The organism is Marinomonas sp. SBI8L (genome assembly GCF_001624705.1).
Classification (GTDB): Bacteria; Pseudomonadota; Gammaproteobacteria; order Pseudomonadales; family Marinomonadaceae; genus Marinomonas.
On sequence record NZ_JSEO01000008.1, the window covers coordinates 49,248 to 65,039 of the forward strand.

Here is a 15,792-nt window from a genome sequence, read left to right on the forward strand (position 1 = left end):
TATATTTTTAATAGCATATTATATCGGAGATAAGATAATGGCATTAACTGCAGAATCAAAAGCAGCATTGGTAAAAGAGTTTCAAGTAGCTGAAGGCGATACAGGTTCACCTGAAGTTCAAGTTGCTTTGTTGACTAAGAACATCGAAGGTCTACAAGGTCACTTTAAAGCTCATATCCATGACCATCATTCTCGTCGCGGTCTTATTCGCATGGTAAACCAACGTCGTAAGTTGTTGGACTACCTTAAGCGTAAAGACGCAGCACGTTACACTGGCTTGATCAAAAAGCTAGGTCTACGTCGCTAAGACTGAAGAAAGGCCATAGTTTACTATGGCCTTTTTTTTTAGCCTAAATTAGATAGTTTCATCCCCAAGGGACAGCCTGTACTTCAAATTATTTTTTGCAAAAATTAAATTTAACCCTAGATTTGATTGAGAAATAATCTGAGTACTGGCTCTAAAAGAATGTCTTTGGGTGAAAACAGTTTTTAAATTTAATAAGGAATACTTGTGAGTATTACGACTAAAACTTTTCAGTTCGGTAAAGATACCGTAACACTAGAAACAGGCCGCGTTGCACGTCAAGCAACAGGTTCTGTACTTTGTACAATTGGTGATGTGCAAGTTCTTGCGACCGTTGTAGGTGCTAAAAGTGCACAAGCTGGTCAAAGCTTCTTCCCACTTTCAGTTCATTACCAAGAGCGTGCTTACGCTGTTGGTAAAATTCCTGGTGGCTTTCTTAAGCGTGAAGGTCGTCCATCAGAAAAAGAAACACTAACTTCTCGTCTTATTGACCGTCCTATTCGTCCTTTGTTCCCTAAAGGGTTCATGAACGAAGTGCAGGTTGTTATTACTGTTATGTCTACAAACACAGACACTGACGCTGATATTGCTGGCATGCTAGCGACTTCTGCAGCGCTTTCAGTTTCTGGTATTCCATTCAATGGTCCTATCGGTGCTGCTCGTGTTGGATTCAATGATGATGATGGCTATGTACTAAACCCTTCTTACTCAGAGCTAGATGGTTCTTTGTTGGACATGGTTGTTGCTGGTACTAAAGACGCCGTTCTAATGGTTGAGTCTGAAGCACAAGAGTTGACAGAAGACGAAATGCTTGGTGCTGTATTGTTTGCACATAAAGAATTGCAAGCAGCTGTTACTGCTATCACTGAGTTTGCTGCTGAAGCTGGCAAGCCTCGTTGGGAGTGGTCTGCTGAACCAGAAAACGAAACACTTAAAGCGGCTATCACTGAAGGTTTTGCTGATCAAGTTGAAGCAGCATACGGCATTAGTGAAAAAATGGCACGTTACAGCAAGCTAGACGAAGTTCGTACAGCGGCAGTTGAAGCGTTAGTTTCTGAAGAAGCTGGTGTTGAAGAAGCTGATGTAACGAAAGCATTTGCGAAACTTGAGAAAAACACAGTTCGTCGTCGTGTAATCGAAAGCAAGCCTCGTATTGATGGTCGTGACAACAAAACAGTTCGTCCAATCGAAGTTGAAGTTGGTCTTCTAAGCAAAACTCACGGTTCTTCTTTGTTTACACGTGGTGAAACTCAAGCAATTGCAACTTGTACATTAGGCACTAGCCGTGATGCACAGATGAGCGATGGTCTTGCTGGTGAAAATAAAGATAGCTTCATGCTGCACTATAACTTCCCTCCTTACTCTGTAGGTGAATGTGGTCGTATGGGTGGTGTTGGTCGTCGTGAGATTGGTCATGGTCGTCTAGCGCGTCGTGGTGTTCAAGCGGTATTGCCTTCAGAAGAGGAATTCCCATACACAATCCGTATCGTATCTGAGATCACTGAATCTAACGGTTCAAGCTCAATGGCTTCTGTATGTGGTGCTAGCTTGTCTATGATGGATGCTGGTGTTCCTCTTAAAGCACCTGTTGCTGGTATTGCAATGGGTCTTGTGAAAGAAGATGACGGTTTTGCCGTTCTTACTGACATCTTGGGTGACGAAGATCACCTAGGTGATATGGACTTTAAAGTAGCGGGTACTGAAGAAGGTATTACTGCTCTTCAAATGGATATCAAAATTGAAGGTATCAACGAAGAGATCATGGATATCGCTTTGAGCCAAGCGCTTGAAGCTCGTACTCATATCCTACGTGAAATGTCTAAAGTGATTGGTTATGCTCGTCCTGAAGTATCACCAAATGCACCTTCTATGGCTTCTATCAAAATTGATCCTGAGAAGATTCGTGACGTTATCGGTAAAGGTGGTGCAACTATCCGCTCAATTACTGAACAAACAGGTGCTTCTATCGATCTTGATGATGATGGTACTGTTCGTATCTACGCTGCAGATAAGGCGTCATCTGATGCTGCTTTGGTTCGTATCTATGAAATCACTGCTGAAGCTGAAGTAGACAAGATCTATAAAGGTACTGTAGCTCGTCTAGCTGAGTTTGGTGCATTTGTTACTATCTTGCCTGGTAAAGATGGTCTAGTTCACATTTCTCAGATTGCTGAAGAGCGTATCCGTGCTGTATCTGACTTCCTAGAAGAAGGCCAAGAAGTTTTGGTTAAGGTTCTAGATGTTGATGCTCGTGGTCGTATCAAGCTTTCTATGAAAGATGTATCAGAAGAAGAAAAAGCGGCTTTTACTGAATAAGTAAAGACTCAGCTTCTGATATAAAAAAAGGGAGAGCATATGCTCTCCCTTTTTTGTTCTTGCCTGATAGCTTTATTACTTTTAATATTCGGTAAGGCTAAACTAATTATTTGAGCTATAAAATATATATAAGGTCAGTGCTGACGCTTATTAATAGGGAGATCTTATGAAATATCGCTTACTTGGAACCTTAATGGCTTCCGCATTTCTAGTTGCTTGTGGTTCATCACCTGAAAAGACAGAAACTCAAGCTGTTGCAGCTCCAGTTGCTTCTTGCTTGTTTGCTGATGGTTCTGGTGGCGCTGCCCCTGATTGGGTTTGTGGTGCACCTATGCCTGGTTATGATTTGTCTGCTGTAGGTTATAGCGATAAGTCTGGTGCTGGTCCTAACTTTATGAAGCAGATGGCTGCAACGGCTGCTCGTGTAGAATTAGCTCAAGTGCTTAGTCTAGATATTCAGAATATGATTAAGCAATATGCTGAAACAACAGGTGCAGGTGATGCTGAAACCGTTGATCGTGTAAATACATCTGTGACTAAGCAGATTACAGATCAAACTCTAGTGGGCTCTAAGATTATTCGCCAAATGCCAACGCCAACAGGCGGTATTGTTGTGCTAGTTGCTTTAGATCCTTCTGGTGTTGAGCAGGTCACTAAAGATTTATTGAAAACATCAATGAATAATGACCAAGCTTTATATCAACAGTTTAAAGCGGGTAAAAGCTTTGATGAGTTAGCAGAAGAAATTGCTAAGTCTCGTAAGTAATATCCCCTGTAAATAGAGAAGCGAACCCTTGGGTTCGCTTTTTTTATGCTTAAATTAAGCTGTTCGCTTTGTTAGAGAGTTAAGAATGAAGCGACTAAGCTTATAAAGTCTTGTTAATGTGAGTTGGGAAGTGGTCTTGACGTTTTTCTATTTCAGGAAGTTGAAAGTAAGTTGGTTAGTGATCATAGCTTGTTGCCTTTCCTTGGTTGGGTGTCAGGGATCAAGTGACATTTCTGATAGCCTTAAAACCTATGTAAAGGATTTAAATCGTTACGAACAACTAACTATCGAAGAGCCGGCTAAAAGGTTTCCTGCTTATTCTTTACCGTCATACAAGCTTAAACAGCAGAGTCTAACTCAGTTTGATATTGGACTTATTGATTTTTTGTCGCTGCAGCATTGTGATTTAGGATTTTTGGTTGGAGAGAAAAACAGTGTTTTAGGCAAGGTTATGCCTAATAGTCAGCAGCTGCTGTATGAAGTGAGAGTGATTAAAGCGTTAAATGAATGTGATGCTGTTTCGTCATCGCTGCAAGATAAGCTTAGTTTGGTTGCTAGAGTAAAACGGCAAGAACTAAATAAGGTGTATGCAAACGCCGTTTTTAACTCTAAAGAAACTGATGTGTTCTATAGTTTTTCCAATGGTTACCTACCACTTTCTGAGAACCAATCTAGCTTTCAGGCTTTACGAATTTCGTTAGATAAATTGGCGAGATTAGGGGAGATGATTGAGGCAGAGCAAAGTGCAGCGTCAATTTTAAAGTCTGGTTTATTGGATGACTTTGAAAGTCACTTTAAAGTTATTCATGATAGTGAATACGCGGGTAGACTCATACTAAGCTTACTTCTATTGACGGATTACTTGGCAAAAGTAGCAGACCATTTATCTGTATTAGAGACTGATTCTGCTTTTTGTCGAGGGCCGATGGTATTTTTAAAACAGCAATTCAAAACACATTATTTGGAGCGCATCCAGCCCTATATGGCGCGTGTAAATCGAACCGCTTATGAGGTTCTGACAAGCTTGTCTGTCATTGAGCTTAATGCTGCGCCTTCTGGCGTTGAATTAGCTTCGTTTCTTCAGCAGTTTTCTATGAAAAATGAATCTGAAATATGGCGTCTTTATCAAATGAGTGCACAGCAACATGCTACTCAATGGAATCGCTTATTAAGAGGTTGTCACCTGTTTTAATTAAGCGCTAGCAATGAGTGTGCTGACACTTTCAAGGGCGTCGTAAGGGGTAGAGTTGGCTTCGATTAGAGGTTCTGACCCTAATGCTTTTAATAATGCGATATTTGCTTGAGGGTTAGTGTGTATGGCCTGTTTAAAGCTAATAGGGCGGTTAACTGCATGATAGCTATGTTGATTCAGACTATCCTCATCGTTATAGATAGCCGGTCCTGGTTGAGTAAATAAACTCATTAAAAGCGCAAATTGAGCGTTATTAGAGACACTGCTGCCTGCATGTGTACGCTGGGTAATCTGGCTTTCAACAATATTGATTATATTCATCTAGACACAACTTTTTATCTTTCCTTAACTATCGAACAAATAACAGAAAGCTTTAACTTTTTTGTCATATCTTTATCGCATAAATTGTATTTATTTACTTTAAAGACAAGTATTTGCAGAAAGTAAGTTTATTAATTTTAGGCTAGATATATACTAGGGTGATAAGGGGTCTTGTTTTCCATTGAGATATTAGTTAACAAGAGTTTGCCTATGAGGGAATGAATCCCGTTTGATAAATGATTCAAGGTAATCTTTATAGTGTTTTGAAGTGGCGTGATTAATTACTGGTAGCCTATATGCATGATATTAACCAACTGATAGAAAATGTAAGAGAAAACGAGCAAATAGCTCGTAAGTTCTTTGAAATAGAGCGCTGCATTCTATCGATTGGCCGTTGTGACCAGTTTGTTTCGACATTAACTAAAGAGGTGCAGAAGCAGTTTAATGTGCCTTATGTGTGGGTTAACCTGATTAATGAAGCTCCGCTTTCTCATCTCATGGAAAGCTTAGAAAAAACGCCTAATTTACGCGATAGAGTGATGTTTTCACGCCGTAGTCATATGGTTGATGTTATTAAATCATCGGCCAAAACTATCTTAGTAAATGATGATGTCGCTAAATGCCAAGCTATCATTCCTGCTGTGTATCAAGGGGTGGTGCACTCTCTTGCTATTTCTCCTTTAACAATTGATGGTGCTCTTGTGGGGTTGTTTTGTCAGGCCGATGCAACTCAGGAGCGTTATGACCCTAGGTTAAAAGACACATTTCTGTTAGATCAGCTAGCAATTAAAATCTCCATTTGCCTGAGTAATGTGACGGCTCGTGAAAAACTTGAATACCTAGCAACTAGAGATTCGTTGACTGGATTATTAAATCGTCGTCAGTTGGAATTAATGCTAGATAGAGAGTTTCAGAGAGCGAAGCATGAGCAGAGAGATTTAACGGTAGCCTTTTTGGATTGCGATGCGTTTAAATCAATTAATGATACCTTGGGGCACAACTGTGGTGATGAGGTGCTCGAATATATTGCTAAGCGGCTTTTAAAACATGTGCATAAGCAGGGGCTTGCCTTTCGATTTGCTGGTGATGAGTTTGTTTTTGTTTTACCTGGTAAGTCTTTGGATCATGGTCTGCAGATTGCTGAGTCTTTACATGAATACTTGCAATCGAACCCTTTGCATTACAAATCCAACCTTGTGCCTATTACGATTAGTTATGGTGGTGCGAGTGTTGAGACTGATAGGGTAGGCAACTATAAACAACTGTTAAAATTGGCGGATGAGCGCCTGTACGATTATAAAAATAATCGTAAGCGATCTGTACCAACTAAAGTCTTTAAGTTTTTAAATCGTTTGAAATAATTGTAATTTTATTACAATAATCTTGTTTGAAATCCACTTTCTGTATGTTTTTTAGTGAAATTATGTAGTAAAATTTCATTAAATTTAGATCGAGTCTAGTTATGTCCTATGCACTTATTGCTGATTTGGGTGGCACAAATGCGCGTTTTGCATTGTCTCCAATTGGCAGCACTCAAGTCCAAGAAATTAAAGTGCTACCTTGTGAAGAGTTCGATACTCTTTTTTTAGCGCTAAACGAATACCTTTCCCAATCCAGTGTTTCAATTGAGTCTATTTCTGCTGTCGTATTAGCGATTGCAGGCCCTATTAACCAGCCTTTGATTCGTTTCTCAAATAATAATTGGCAGTTTACTCGTGATGATCTAGTTGCTTACTTTGGTCCAGAGAAAAAACTCGCTTTGTTGAATGACTTTGATGCGATTGGCCACTCACTAGATGTGCTTGAAGAAAAAGATCTTGTAGCCGTTGGTGATGGCACGGTTGATTCATCTCAACCTGCATGGGTTGTGGGGCCTGGAACAGGTTTAGGTGTTGCTTGCGTTATCCCTCAGGCAGATATCGGTTATGTATTGCCAGGAGAAGGTGGTCACGTTGATTTAACAAGCTGTACCGAGCAAGAGGACTATATTTTATCTTACTTGCGTGAGCGGCATCACAGAGTCTCTGCTGAACGTGTGCTTTCTGGGATGGGGATGGAAAATATCTATGCCGCACTGGCTCATAAGCAAGGCTTAGATCAAAGTTTAACTGCGCCAGAAATAGGCAAGGCTTTCAAAGAAAATGATCCTTTAGCTGTCGCTTGTATGTCACAGTTCTTTGTTTATTTAGGGCGTGTCATTGGTGATTTAATTTTAAATGTTGAAGCTCGAGGTGGTGTTTATATCGCAGGCGGCATAGTGCCTAGATATTTAACTGAATTTATTGAAAGTGGCTTTAGACAAGCATTGGAAGAAAAAGGGCGTATGCGACATTTAGTGAGTGCTATCCCTACTTTTGTTGTAACGGCAGAGCACCCAGGTTTAATTGGTTGTGCTAAATATGCTTCATATCTAGTGAAAGCGTCAAATAATGGAGAGAGTAATGAGTAATTCCCGTTTAAAAGATTGTGATGTTGTAATTTTCGGCGGAGGTGGTGACCTTGCCATGCGTAAATTACTACCCGCTCTCTATCACTTAGATATGGATGGTCTATTAACCTCAACAACTCGTGTTATTGGTGCGTCTCGCCGAGATATGACGGCACAGGAGTATCAGGCTAAGGTCAGAGAAGCCTTAGATGAGTTTGTGCCTTCAAGTATTGACGATAATGAAACTTGGCCTAGATTTAAAGAGCGTTTAAGTTATGTATCTGTTAACGCCCAAGAGCCTGCTGATTTTTCTCGCTTTAATGAGCACGGTGTAGGTGAAAACAATAAAGATGTTGTTTTCTATCTGGCAACGTCTCCTGATTTATTTGGCCCAATATCTTCTTCTTTGGCTGCTGTAGGTTTGAGTGAAGATCGTATGCGAGTGGTGCTAGAAAAGCCGCTTGGACGTGATCTTGTTTCCTCAAGAGCAATTAATACTGAGGTGAAATTAAACTTCAATGAAAGCCAAGTTTTCCGTATTGATCACTACCTAGGGAAAGAAACTGTTCAAAACCTGCTAGCGATTCGTTTTGGTAATACTTTGTTTGAGCCGCTTTGGAATAGTGCGCACATAGACAATGTGCAAATTACTGTTTCTGAAACGGTAGGTGTTGAGGGGCGTTGGGGCTATTACGATAAAGCAGGTGCGCTGCGCGATATGGTTCAAAACCACCTAGTTCAGCTTTTGTGTCTAGTGGCTATGGAGCCGCCAGGCAGAATGGATGCAGGTTCTGTACGTGATGAAAAAATTAAAGTGCTTAAAGCGTTACGTCCAATTACAGGTGCTAATGCTTATACCAAAACAGTGCGCGGGCAATATGCAAAAGGTGTGGTAAATGGCAACTCTGTACAAGGGTATTTTGATGAGGAAGGTAGTAACCCTGATTCTCGAACTGAAACCTTTGTGTCTCTAAGGGCTGATATTGACAACTGGCGTTGGGCTGGTGTTCCTTTCTACCTTCGCACGGGTAAGCGTTTAGGCGAGCGTTACTCTGAAATTGTCATCCAATATAAAGCGGTTCCTCATAGTATTTTTAGTGATGAAAGCAATCGCCAAATGCAGCGTAACCAGCTCATTATTCGTCTTCAGCCAGAAGAGAAGATTTCTTTGACTGTAATGAATAAAGTGCCTGGAGCAAGCGAAGGCATGAACCTTCAGCCCGTTGATCTTAACTTGAGTTTAACTGAGGCTTTCCATAATAAGCGTAGCCCAGAAGCTTATGAGCGTTTATTGCTTGATGTTATGCGCAATGATGCAACCTTATTCATGCGCTATGACGAGGTTGAAGCGGCTTGGAAGTGGGTTGATGGCATTATGGAGGCTTGGAGCCAGACAAGTGAGCGACCAAAAGAATATGCGTCAGGTTCTTGGGGGCCAGCGGCATCTATGGCGCTGCCTATTCGTGATGGTCGTAATTGGCACGATTACTAATCCTTGTTGTAAACAACGACTTTTGATTTTTTAACAAACAAATTTATAGAGGATAGGAATAATGGCGAGTCAATTAACAGCTAGAGAAGTGATGACTTCAACACCAGTTGTACCTGTAATTGTGGTTGAGAATGTTGAGCAAGCAATTAACTTAGGTAAAGCGCTTGTTGCTGGGGGTGTACCAGTACTGGAAGTGACCTTAAGAACTGAGGCTGCATTGGATGCTATTGCAGCATTGAGAGAGCAGGTCCCAGAAGCGATTGTGGGTGCAGGTACAGTTTGTACGCGTGAGCAATATGTGAAAGCGGTTGAGGCTGGTTCTCAGTTTATTATTAGTCCAGGTATGACGCCAGATCTATTAGCGGTAGGTAAAGAATATGATGTGCCTTACCTGCCTGCTGTAGCAACTATTTCTGATATTCTTTTGGGTATGGAATATGGCTACGATCATTTCAAATTCTTTCCTGCAGAAGTGAATGGTGGAGTGAAGGCGCTAAAAGCTTTCGCGGGTCCATTGGCAGATATTAATTTTTGTCCAACAGGTGGTGTAAGTCCTGCTAACTACAAAGACTATTTGGCTTTGCCAAACGTGCTTTGTGTTGGTGGATCTTGGATAGTGCCTAAAGATCTGATTGAAGCGGGTAAGTGGGATGAGATTACTGCATTGGCTAAACAGCTCTAGCGTTAGTTGATTCACTAAAAAAGGGAAGCCATTGATTGGCTTCCCTTTTTTGTTTTAAGGGTTTATTAAAGTTAGTTAAAGGTTCTCTTCTGCAAACTCTGCTAGTCGGCTTCTTTCTATGCCGTTTACATGCATTACGCTGGCATAGTTAAAGTGTTTACATTTTTCTACTAGGTAAGTTAAGCCTGAAGTAAGTGGGGTAATGTATTTATTATCAATTTGTGCCAAGTTGCCAAGGACAATGATGCGTGAATTGCTACCAATACGAGTAACAATGGATTTTAGTTGGAATTGAGTGAGGCCCTGTGCTTCATCTACTATGATAAGTGCGTTATTGAATGACCTACCACGCATAAAGTTAAGGGATTTGAATTGTATGTTTGCCTTCTGTTTAACATAGTCAATGCTACTGATGGAGTGTTCATCAGCCCCGTGTAATATTTCTAAATTATCATCAAATGCGGCTAGCCAAGGGGCCATTTTCTCTTCTTCTGTACCGGGTAAAAAACCTATGTCTTCTGCCATAGGTGGGGTTGAGCGGGCTACAATAATTTTGTTGAAACGTTTTTCTTCCATACTTACTTGTAGTGCATAAGCGAGAGCAAGTAAGGTTTTACCTGAGCCAGCTGGCCCCGTCATTATCATGAGATCTGAGTTTTCATGGCGTAATAAGTAAAAAGCCATGGCTTGCTCTAAGTTTCTTGGGTTTATACCCCAGAAACTCTGATGCATTAAAGCTGCTCGATTTAAATCAAGTAGATAAATGTAGTTGTCGTCTAGGTTGCAAACAAAGCCAACGAATTCCGAATCGTCTGTGATAAACATGTTAGTAAAAGCTTGTTCGATAGCATCTCTTGGTAGGAGGTGCACAGTATGCCTGCCGTGATTTTCTGTTTTGACTTTATCTATGGTGTCCCAAAATTGTCCTTCATAATGAACATAGCCTTTACTTAATAAATCTACATCATCAAGTACTTTGTCTTTTTTATAATCCTCAACTCTTTCAAGGCCCGAACCTTTGGCTTTGATGCGCATATTAATGTCTTTGGTAACAAGGCAGACTCTGTCTCTTGGGTTGGTGGCTTGAAGGCTAAGGGCGACATTGATAATGCGATTATCGTTGGCGTGGGCGTGATTACCGTTTAAAAAAGGAATGTTATCTTGTTGTTTGATTTGTTGGTCTGGAAAAATGGCTAAACAACCAGAAAACTTTGAATTGTCGGCGGAAGTGGTTTGAATGGATACGCCAGCTTGTAGCTCTTTAGGTGAGGCGTCACCTACGATTTTGTCAATTGTATTTATAGCCAGTCTGGCTTCTCGGCTGACGTCTTTGTCGCGCCTATCTTTAATGATGTCCAGTTCTTCAAGAACTGTCATGGGGATAACTACCTTGTGCTCTGCAAAGGCGTATATTGCGAGTGGATCATGGAGTAGAACGTTAGTGTCTAAGACAAATACTTTTTCCATATGCATGACTCCTGTTGGATCATTATTTAAATATATCGATTTTGTTAACGCTTCCTTGGGATTAAGTTTGTGTTTCAATTAACGTATGACTAAATTATTTCTCTACACTTAAAAGCTTATATGGTCTTGATATTAAAGACTAATTCACTTTTTGCATAATTATGTTTTAGCGTTAATCCTAATTCATTATGTTTTAAGTTTAAGACAAATTTGTGACAAATGCCCAGCTTTATATGCTAAAAATTAGATATAAAAAAACCGCAGACAAGCTGCGGTTTTTTTTTAACAATAGAAAAATCTATTCGTCTAGGAAGCTGCGCAAATGTTCTGAGCGGCTTGGGTGACGTAGTTTTCTAAGGGCTTTCGCTTCAATCTGACGAATACGCTCACGTGTTACATCAAACTGTTTACCCACTTCTTCAAGTGTGTGGTCAGTGTTCATATCAATACCAAAACGCATACGTAAAACTTTTGCTTCACGTGCTGTTAGGCCAGATAAAACACTTGTTGTTGCTTCTCTTAAACCTTCGATTGTTGCTGTATCAATAGGTGATTCAGCGCCATCATCTTCAATAAAGTCTCCAAGGTGAGAGTCTTCATCATCACCAATTGGTGTTTCCATTGAGATAGGCTCTTTCGCAATTTTAAGTACTTTGCGGATCTTGTCTTCAGGCATATCCATGCGAACAGCAAGCTCTTCTGGTGTTGCTTCACGGCCCATTTCTTGTAGCATTTGGCGAGAAATACGGTTCAGTTTGTTGATTGTTTCAATCATGTGTACTGGAATACGTATTGTTCTTGCTTGGTCTGCAATAGAGCGGGTAATTGCCTGTCTAATCCACCAAGTCGCATAAGTAGAGAACTTATAACCACGACGATATTCAAACTTATCAACCGCTTTCATTAGGCCAATATTACCTTCTTGGATAAGGTCCAAGAATTGTAGGCCGCGGTTTGTGTATTTTTTCGCAATAGAGATTACAAGACGTAAGTTTGCTTCAACCATTTCTTTCTTGGCGCGACGAGCGCGTGTTTCACCAATTGAAATGCGGCGGTTGATCTCTTTAAGTTCAACAATGCTAAGACCAGTATCTTTCGAGATATTACGAAGTTTACGTTGGCTACGCATAAATTCAGCTTCATTTTCTTGTAATGCTGCTGCATATCCTGCGCCTGATGCAACTTGATCAGGGAACCACTGGATATTGGTTTCATTATTCGGGAAACGTTTTAAGAACTCTGTACGTGGCATGCCAGCTTTGCGAACACAAACTTGCATTATAATACGTTCTTGTTCGCGTACTTTGTCCATACGACTACGAACGCGATCAACTAGGTCGTCAAAAATCTTTGGAACCAGTTTAATCGGTGCAAAGCAAACGCTAAGTTCTTCTTGTTTTTCTTTAACAATAGAATCTTGGCGTGAGTGTGTTTCAAGTAATTTCAATAACTCTGTGTGATGACGCTCAATTTCACCGAAACGACGGGCAGTTTCTTCTGGATCTGGGCCGTTATCTGTTTCTTCTTCGTCTTCGTCATCGTCACTTTCTTCGGTTGATTCATCAAGTTCTTCTTCAGAAATTTCTTCAACTAAAGGGGCGTCTTCGAAAACAGGCTCTTCGCCGTCACCATCAATAAAGCCGCTAAAGATATCGCTTAAGCGACCTTCTTCTTCTTTCGTTTTTTCGTATGCGTCAAGTAGTGTTTGTACTGCACCAGGATAGTAAGATACAGCGGCCATTACTTCGCGAGTACCTTCTTCAATGCGTTTAGCGATAGCAATCTCGCCAGCACGAGTAAGTAGCTCTACGGTACCCATTTCACGCATATACATGCGGACAGGATCAGTAGTACGAGCAACATCGCCTTCAACGGCAGCTAGGGCTGCGGCAGCTTCTTCAGCAGCAGCTTCATCAGTAGAGTCGCCTTCTTCCATGAGAAGGTTTTCTTTATCTGGAGCATACTCACCAACCACTATCCCCATGTCGTTAATCATGGCGATGATTTGTTCGACCTGTTCTGGATCTGAAAGGTCATCAGGGAGGTGGTCGTTAACTTCGGCAAAGGTCAAATAACCTTGCTCTTTACCTTTTGCGATCAGCTCTTTGAGGCGTGATTGTTGATTGTCTGACATTAGACGACCTATGTTAGAATGCGTTAGAGAGAATTAGCCGTAAAGTTTAGCAAAATCAATGAGATTTATCTAGATTTATAGTGCTTTTGGCGAGGAAAAGTTAAGCTTAGCCTACTTCTTCTTGCGAATTTGCTCCATAAGTCTTCTTAATTCTTCACGGCTGTTATTATCCTTTATGGTTTCATTACCCTTACTTTTCAAGCGTGTAATTGCGTTATTTAATCCTAAGCTTTCTTCCTTGCTTGTGATCATGTCCTTAACCTCTTGTTTTGCATCGACTAATTTGGATTTGGTGTGGGCGTCTTGATGATTCAAAAGATGATAAATTTTTTCTGTTTGTTCTGTATTGTGCCAAGAACCAAGTAAATGCCCCAAGTTTTTGTCTGGGTGTTTACAGAAATAGCGCCAGACCTTACTGAAAATCTGTGTGTCTAAATCTGGCTGTCTAAGCAGAGGGTCACTCACTTCTATCTCGTTAGCGATATGTGGATGTAGTAACAGGCATAAAATGGCATGTTCTGTTTGATTAAGTGCTATTGCCATTGGAGGAGGGAGTTCTTCCTCATCTTGCCATTTACCTTTACCAAACTGTTTTTTGTTGAATGGTTTTTTGCTTTTCTTTTTTGGGCCAGGGTAGCCTTGCTCAACTGGTACGCTAGAATCTGAGTAAGCATAGTGTGAGTCGTCGTGATCATAGGCTAGGTGATCAGGTAGAGGGATGTCATCATACTCAGCGTATTGAGCGCTTTCATAATCTTGAGTTTGAGTGTTGCTCTCTGGGCTTCTTTGATATTTAGGTTTTTGTGCAGATAGTTTGCTGGTATCAATGCCAGCTTGCTCTTCCAGTTGTTTGAGTAAAACAGATTTATAGGTGATGTCAGGCAATGCTTGAATCTGAGACATGACATTCTGGGCGAACTGAGCCTCACCTTCTTCATCGGCAAGGGTAACTTGATTGCGTGCATGTTCAAAAAGGACATGAGACAGTGAGCTGGAGTCTTCTAATTGGTTTTCAAATCCTTCTTTGCCTATCTCTCTTACTAGTGAATCAGGGTCTTCGCCTTCTGGTAAAAATAAGAAGCGAACTTGCTTCCCGTCTTGCATCACCGGTAATGTTGCTTCTAGACCGCGAATGGCAGCGGCGCGGCCAGCTCTATCGCCATCAAAGCACAGGGTAACTTTGCTAACGAGTTTAAATAATTTACGAATATGATTGCTATTAACAGAGGTTCCGAGAGTAGCTACAGCATTTGTAATGCCGTATTGTGCGAGTACTATAACGTCCATGTAGCCTTCAACAATTAGGATGTGATCTAACTGTTGAGTGTTTTGTTTGGCTTCATATAAGCCGTATAATTCTTGGCTTTTCTGAAAGACAGGGGTTTCTGGTGAGTTTAGGTACTTAGGCTTTTCGTCGCCAAAAGCTCGACCCCCAAAGGCAATGACTCGTCCACGAGAGTCCCGAATGGGGAACATGATGCGGTCACGAAACCTGTCATAATAGTGACCTTCTTGATCTTTCTTTTCGATCAGCATGCCAGCTAATAAAAGCTGCTCTTTTTGCTCTATTTTTTTACCGAGTGACTGTAGTAGGTTATCCCAGCCTGGAGGAGCAAACCCTAGTCCGAATACCTTGGCAATTTGTCCTGAAAGTCCGCGTTCTTGTGCTAAATATTGGGTAGCTTTAGACTTTTGTTCATGCTCAATTAGCTGTCTTTGATAGAAGGTAGCGCTTTGAGTAAGTTGATTAAGGAGGTCTGCGTTTTGCTCGTATCTATCTGGTGCTCCCTGTTCTCTAGGGACTTCCATACCTGCATCTTTAGCCAGCAATTCAATTGCTTCAACAAAATCAAGATGATCATTCTCCATTACAAATGAAATGGCATTTCCACCTGCACCACAACCAAAGCAGTAATAAAATTGTTTAGCGGGATTGACGCTAAAAGAAGGGCTCTTTTCGTTGTGAAAAGGGCAAAGAGCAGTGTAGTTTTGACCTGTTTTTTTCAGAGTGAGGCGAGATGCGACAATATCTGTGATATCAACACGAGCGAGTAGCTCATCAATAAACTGATCTGGAATACGTCCTGCCATAAAACGAAGCTCACTCTAAGTTGCTGACCCCAAAATAGTATAAATCAAACTAATTTGGGGTGAAGGCTTAAGGGGTGGATTATCCTAAAATGGATTTAACTAGTTTGCTAGCTTGGCCCATGTCACCACGACCTTGAACCTGAGGTTTTACGATAGCCATGACGCTACCCATTTCTTGCATTGAGCTTGCGCCTGTTTCGGCAACCGCTTTCTCAATAATGTCTTTGATTTCGTCTTCTGTAAGTGGTTGTGGCAGAAACTCTTGAATGACACTGATTTCAGCCGTTTCAACATCGGCAAGGTCTTGACGACCACCGTCAGTGAACTGTTTAACTGAGTCTTTACGCTGCTTAACCATCTTATCAAGAATTGCCAGAACTCGTGCATCATCAAGCTCAATGCGCTCATCAACTTCAACTTTTTTACATTCAGCTAGCATGGTGCGAATTAAGGTGACGCGAGCTTTTTCTTTAGCGCGCATTGCAACTTTAAGTTGAGCTGAAATTTCTTGTTTAAGTGCTGACATTGTTTGGCTCCATAAGGTGTCTATAAATAAAATGGAAAAAAAAACGGCTAGTATGAACTAGCCGTTTTCTTGC

At 41.0% G+C, this 15,792-nt stretch carries 13 protein-coding genes; 8 read left to right on the forward strand and 5 right to left on the reverse strand.

Annotated features, from left to right (window positions below):
* Positions 1-37: 37 nt before the first annotated feature.
* The 4 genes from rpsO (at position 38) to OA91_RS13185 (ending at position 4,578) form a co-directional block, all read left to right on the forward strand.
* Positions 38-307, forward strand: coding sequence for a 30S ribosomal protein S15 (gene rpsO / locus OA91_RS13170; protein ID WP_009835750.1), 270 nt, complete (start codon positions 38-40; stop codon positions 305-307).
* A 204-nt stretch (positions 308-511) separates the two neighbouring features.
* Complete coding sequence (gene pnp, locus OA91_RS13175; protein WP_063338808.1) at positions 512-2,620, forward strand: polyribonucleotide nucleotidyltransferase; 2,109 nt, start codon at positions 512-514, stop codon at positions 2,618-2,620.
* Positions 2,621-2,786: 166 nt separating this feature from the next.
* Complete coding sequence (locus tag OA91_RS13180; protein ID WP_046016676.1) at positions 2,787-3,386, forward strand: LPP20 family lipoprotein; 600 nt, start codon at positions 2,787-2,789, stop codon at positions 3,384-3,386.
* A gap of 136 nt (positions 3,387-3,522) precedes the next feature.
* On the forward strand, positions 3,523-4,578 hold the full coding sequence (locus tag OA91_RS13185; protein WP_197477808.1) for a DUF3080 family protein: 1,056 nt from the start codon (positions 3,523-3,525) through the stop codon (positions 4,576-4,578).
* Here OA91_RS13185 and OA91_RS13190 read toward each other — a convergent pair whose 3' ends face one another.
* On the reverse strand, positions 4,579-4,899 hold the full coding sequence (locus tag OA91_RS13190) for a hypothetical protein (protein WP_046016675.1): 321 nt from the start codon (positions 4,897-4,899) through the stop codon (positions 4,579-4,581). It lies immediately after the preceding gene.
* 296 nt (positions 4,900-5,195) lie between these two features.
* On the opposite strand from OA91_RS13190, the gene OA91_RS13195 reads away from it, so the two are divergent.
* The 4 genes from OA91_RS13195 to OA91_RS13210 all read left to right on the forward strand — a co-directional run bounded on the left by OA91_RS13195 (position 5,196) and on the right by OA91_RS13210 (position 9,501).
* The gene (locus OA91_RS13195) at positions 5,196-6,260 is read left to right on the forward strand and encodes a GGDEF domain-containing protein (RefSeq protein ID WP_063338810.1); all 1,065 of its coding nucleotides are present in this window, start codon (positions 5,196-5,198) and stop codon (positions 6,258-6,260) included.
* Positions 6,261-6,361: 101 nt separating this feature from the next.
* A complete protein-coding gene (glk, locus tag OA91_RS13200) occupies positions 6,362-7,348 on the forward strand; it encodes a glucokinase (protein WP_046016673.1) in 987 nt (328 codons plus the stop codon).
* The gene (zwf, locus tag OA91_RS13205) at positions 7,341-8,819 is read left to right on the forward strand and encodes a glucose-6-phosphate dehydrogenase (protein WP_063338811.1); all 1,479 of its coding nucleotides are present in this window, start codon (positions 7,341-7,343) and stop codon (positions 8,817-8,819) included. The genes glk and zwf overlap by 8 nt, the downstream gene beginning before the upstream one ends.
* A 61-nt stretch (positions 8,820-8,880) precedes the next feature.
* Entirely contained in the window at positions 8,881-9,501 is a 621-nt protein-coding gene (locus tag OA91_RS13210) for a bifunctional 4-hydroxy-2-oxoglutarate aldolase/2-dehydro-3-deoxy-phosphogluconate aldolase (protein ID WP_046016671.1), read from the forward strand.
* Positions 9,502-9,576: 75 nt separating this feature from the next.
* Here OA91_RS13210 and OA91_RS13215 read toward each other — a convergent pair whose 3' ends face one another.
* The 4 genes from OA91_RS13215 to OA91_RS13230 form a co-directional block, all read right to left on the reverse strand.
* Complete coding sequence (locus OA91_RS13215; protein WP_046016670.1) at positions 9,577-10,968, reverse strand: PhoH family protein; 1,392 nt, start codon at positions 10,966-10,968, stop codon at positions 9,577-9,579.
* A gap of 298 nt (positions 10,969-11,266) precedes the next feature.
* On the reverse strand, positions 11,267-13,102 hold the full coding sequence (gene rpoD / locus OA91_RS13220; RefSeq protein ID WP_046016669.1) for an RNA polymerase sigma factor RpoD: 1,836 nt from the start codon (positions 13,100-13,102) through the stop codon (positions 11,267-11,269).
* A 111-nt stretch (positions 13,103-13,213) separates the two neighbouring features.
* Entirely contained in the window at positions 13,214-15,193 is a 1,980-nt protein-coding gene (gene dnaG, locus OA91_RS13225) for a DNA primase (RefSeq protein ID WP_063338812.1), read from the reverse strand.
* A gap of 79 nt (positions 15,194-15,272) precedes the next feature.
* On the reverse strand, positions 15,273-15,719 hold the full coding sequence (locus tag OA91_RS13230; RefSeq protein WP_046016667.1) for a GatB/YqeY domain-containing protein: 447 nt from the start codon (positions 15,717-15,719) through the stop codon (positions 15,273-15,275).
* Positions 15,720-15,792 lie beyond the last annotated feature (73 nt).

Coding starts and splice junctions, on each gene's coding strand:
- rpsO (WP_009835750.1), top strand. CDS start 38: ATGGCATTAACTGCAGAATCAAAAGCAGCATTGGTAAAAGAGTTTCAA.
- OA91_RS13180 (WP_046016676.1), top strand. CDS start 2,787: ATGAAATATCGCTTACTTGGAACCTTAATGGCTTCCGCATTTCTAGTT.
- OA91_RS13190 (WP_046016675.1), bottom strand. CDS start 4,899: ATGAATATAATCAATATTGTTGAAAGCCAGATTACCCAGCGTACACAT.
- OA91_RS13195 (WP_063338810.1), top strand. CDS start 5,196: ATGCATGATATTAACCAACTGATAGAAAATGTAAGAGAAAACGAGCAA.
- glk (WP_046016673.1), top strand. CDS start 6,362: ATGTCCTATGCACTTATTGCTGATTTGGGTGGCACAAATGCGCGTTTT.
- zwf (WP_063338811.1), top strand. CDS start 7,341: ATGAGTAATTCCCGTTTAAAAGATTGTGATGTTGTAATTTTCGGCGGA.
- OA91_RS13210 (WP_046016671.1), top strand. CDS start 8,881: ATGGCGAGTCAATTAACAGCTAGAGAAGTGATGACTTCAACACCAGTT.
- OA91_RS13215 (WP_046016670.1), bottom strand. CDS start 10,968: ATGGAAAAAGTATTTGTCTTAGACACTAACGTTCTACTCCATGATCCA.
- rpoD (WP_046016669.1), bottom strand. CDS start 13,102: ATGTCAGACAATCAACAATCACGCCTCAAAGAGCTGATCGCAAAAGGT.
- dnaG (WP_063338812.1), bottom strand. CDS start 15,193: ATGGCAGGACGTATTCCAGATCAGTTTATTGATGAGCTACTCGCTCGT.
- OA91_RS13230 (WP_046016667.1), bottom strand. CDS start 15,719: ATGTCAGCACTTAAACAAGAAATTTCAGCTCAACTTAAAGTTGCAATG.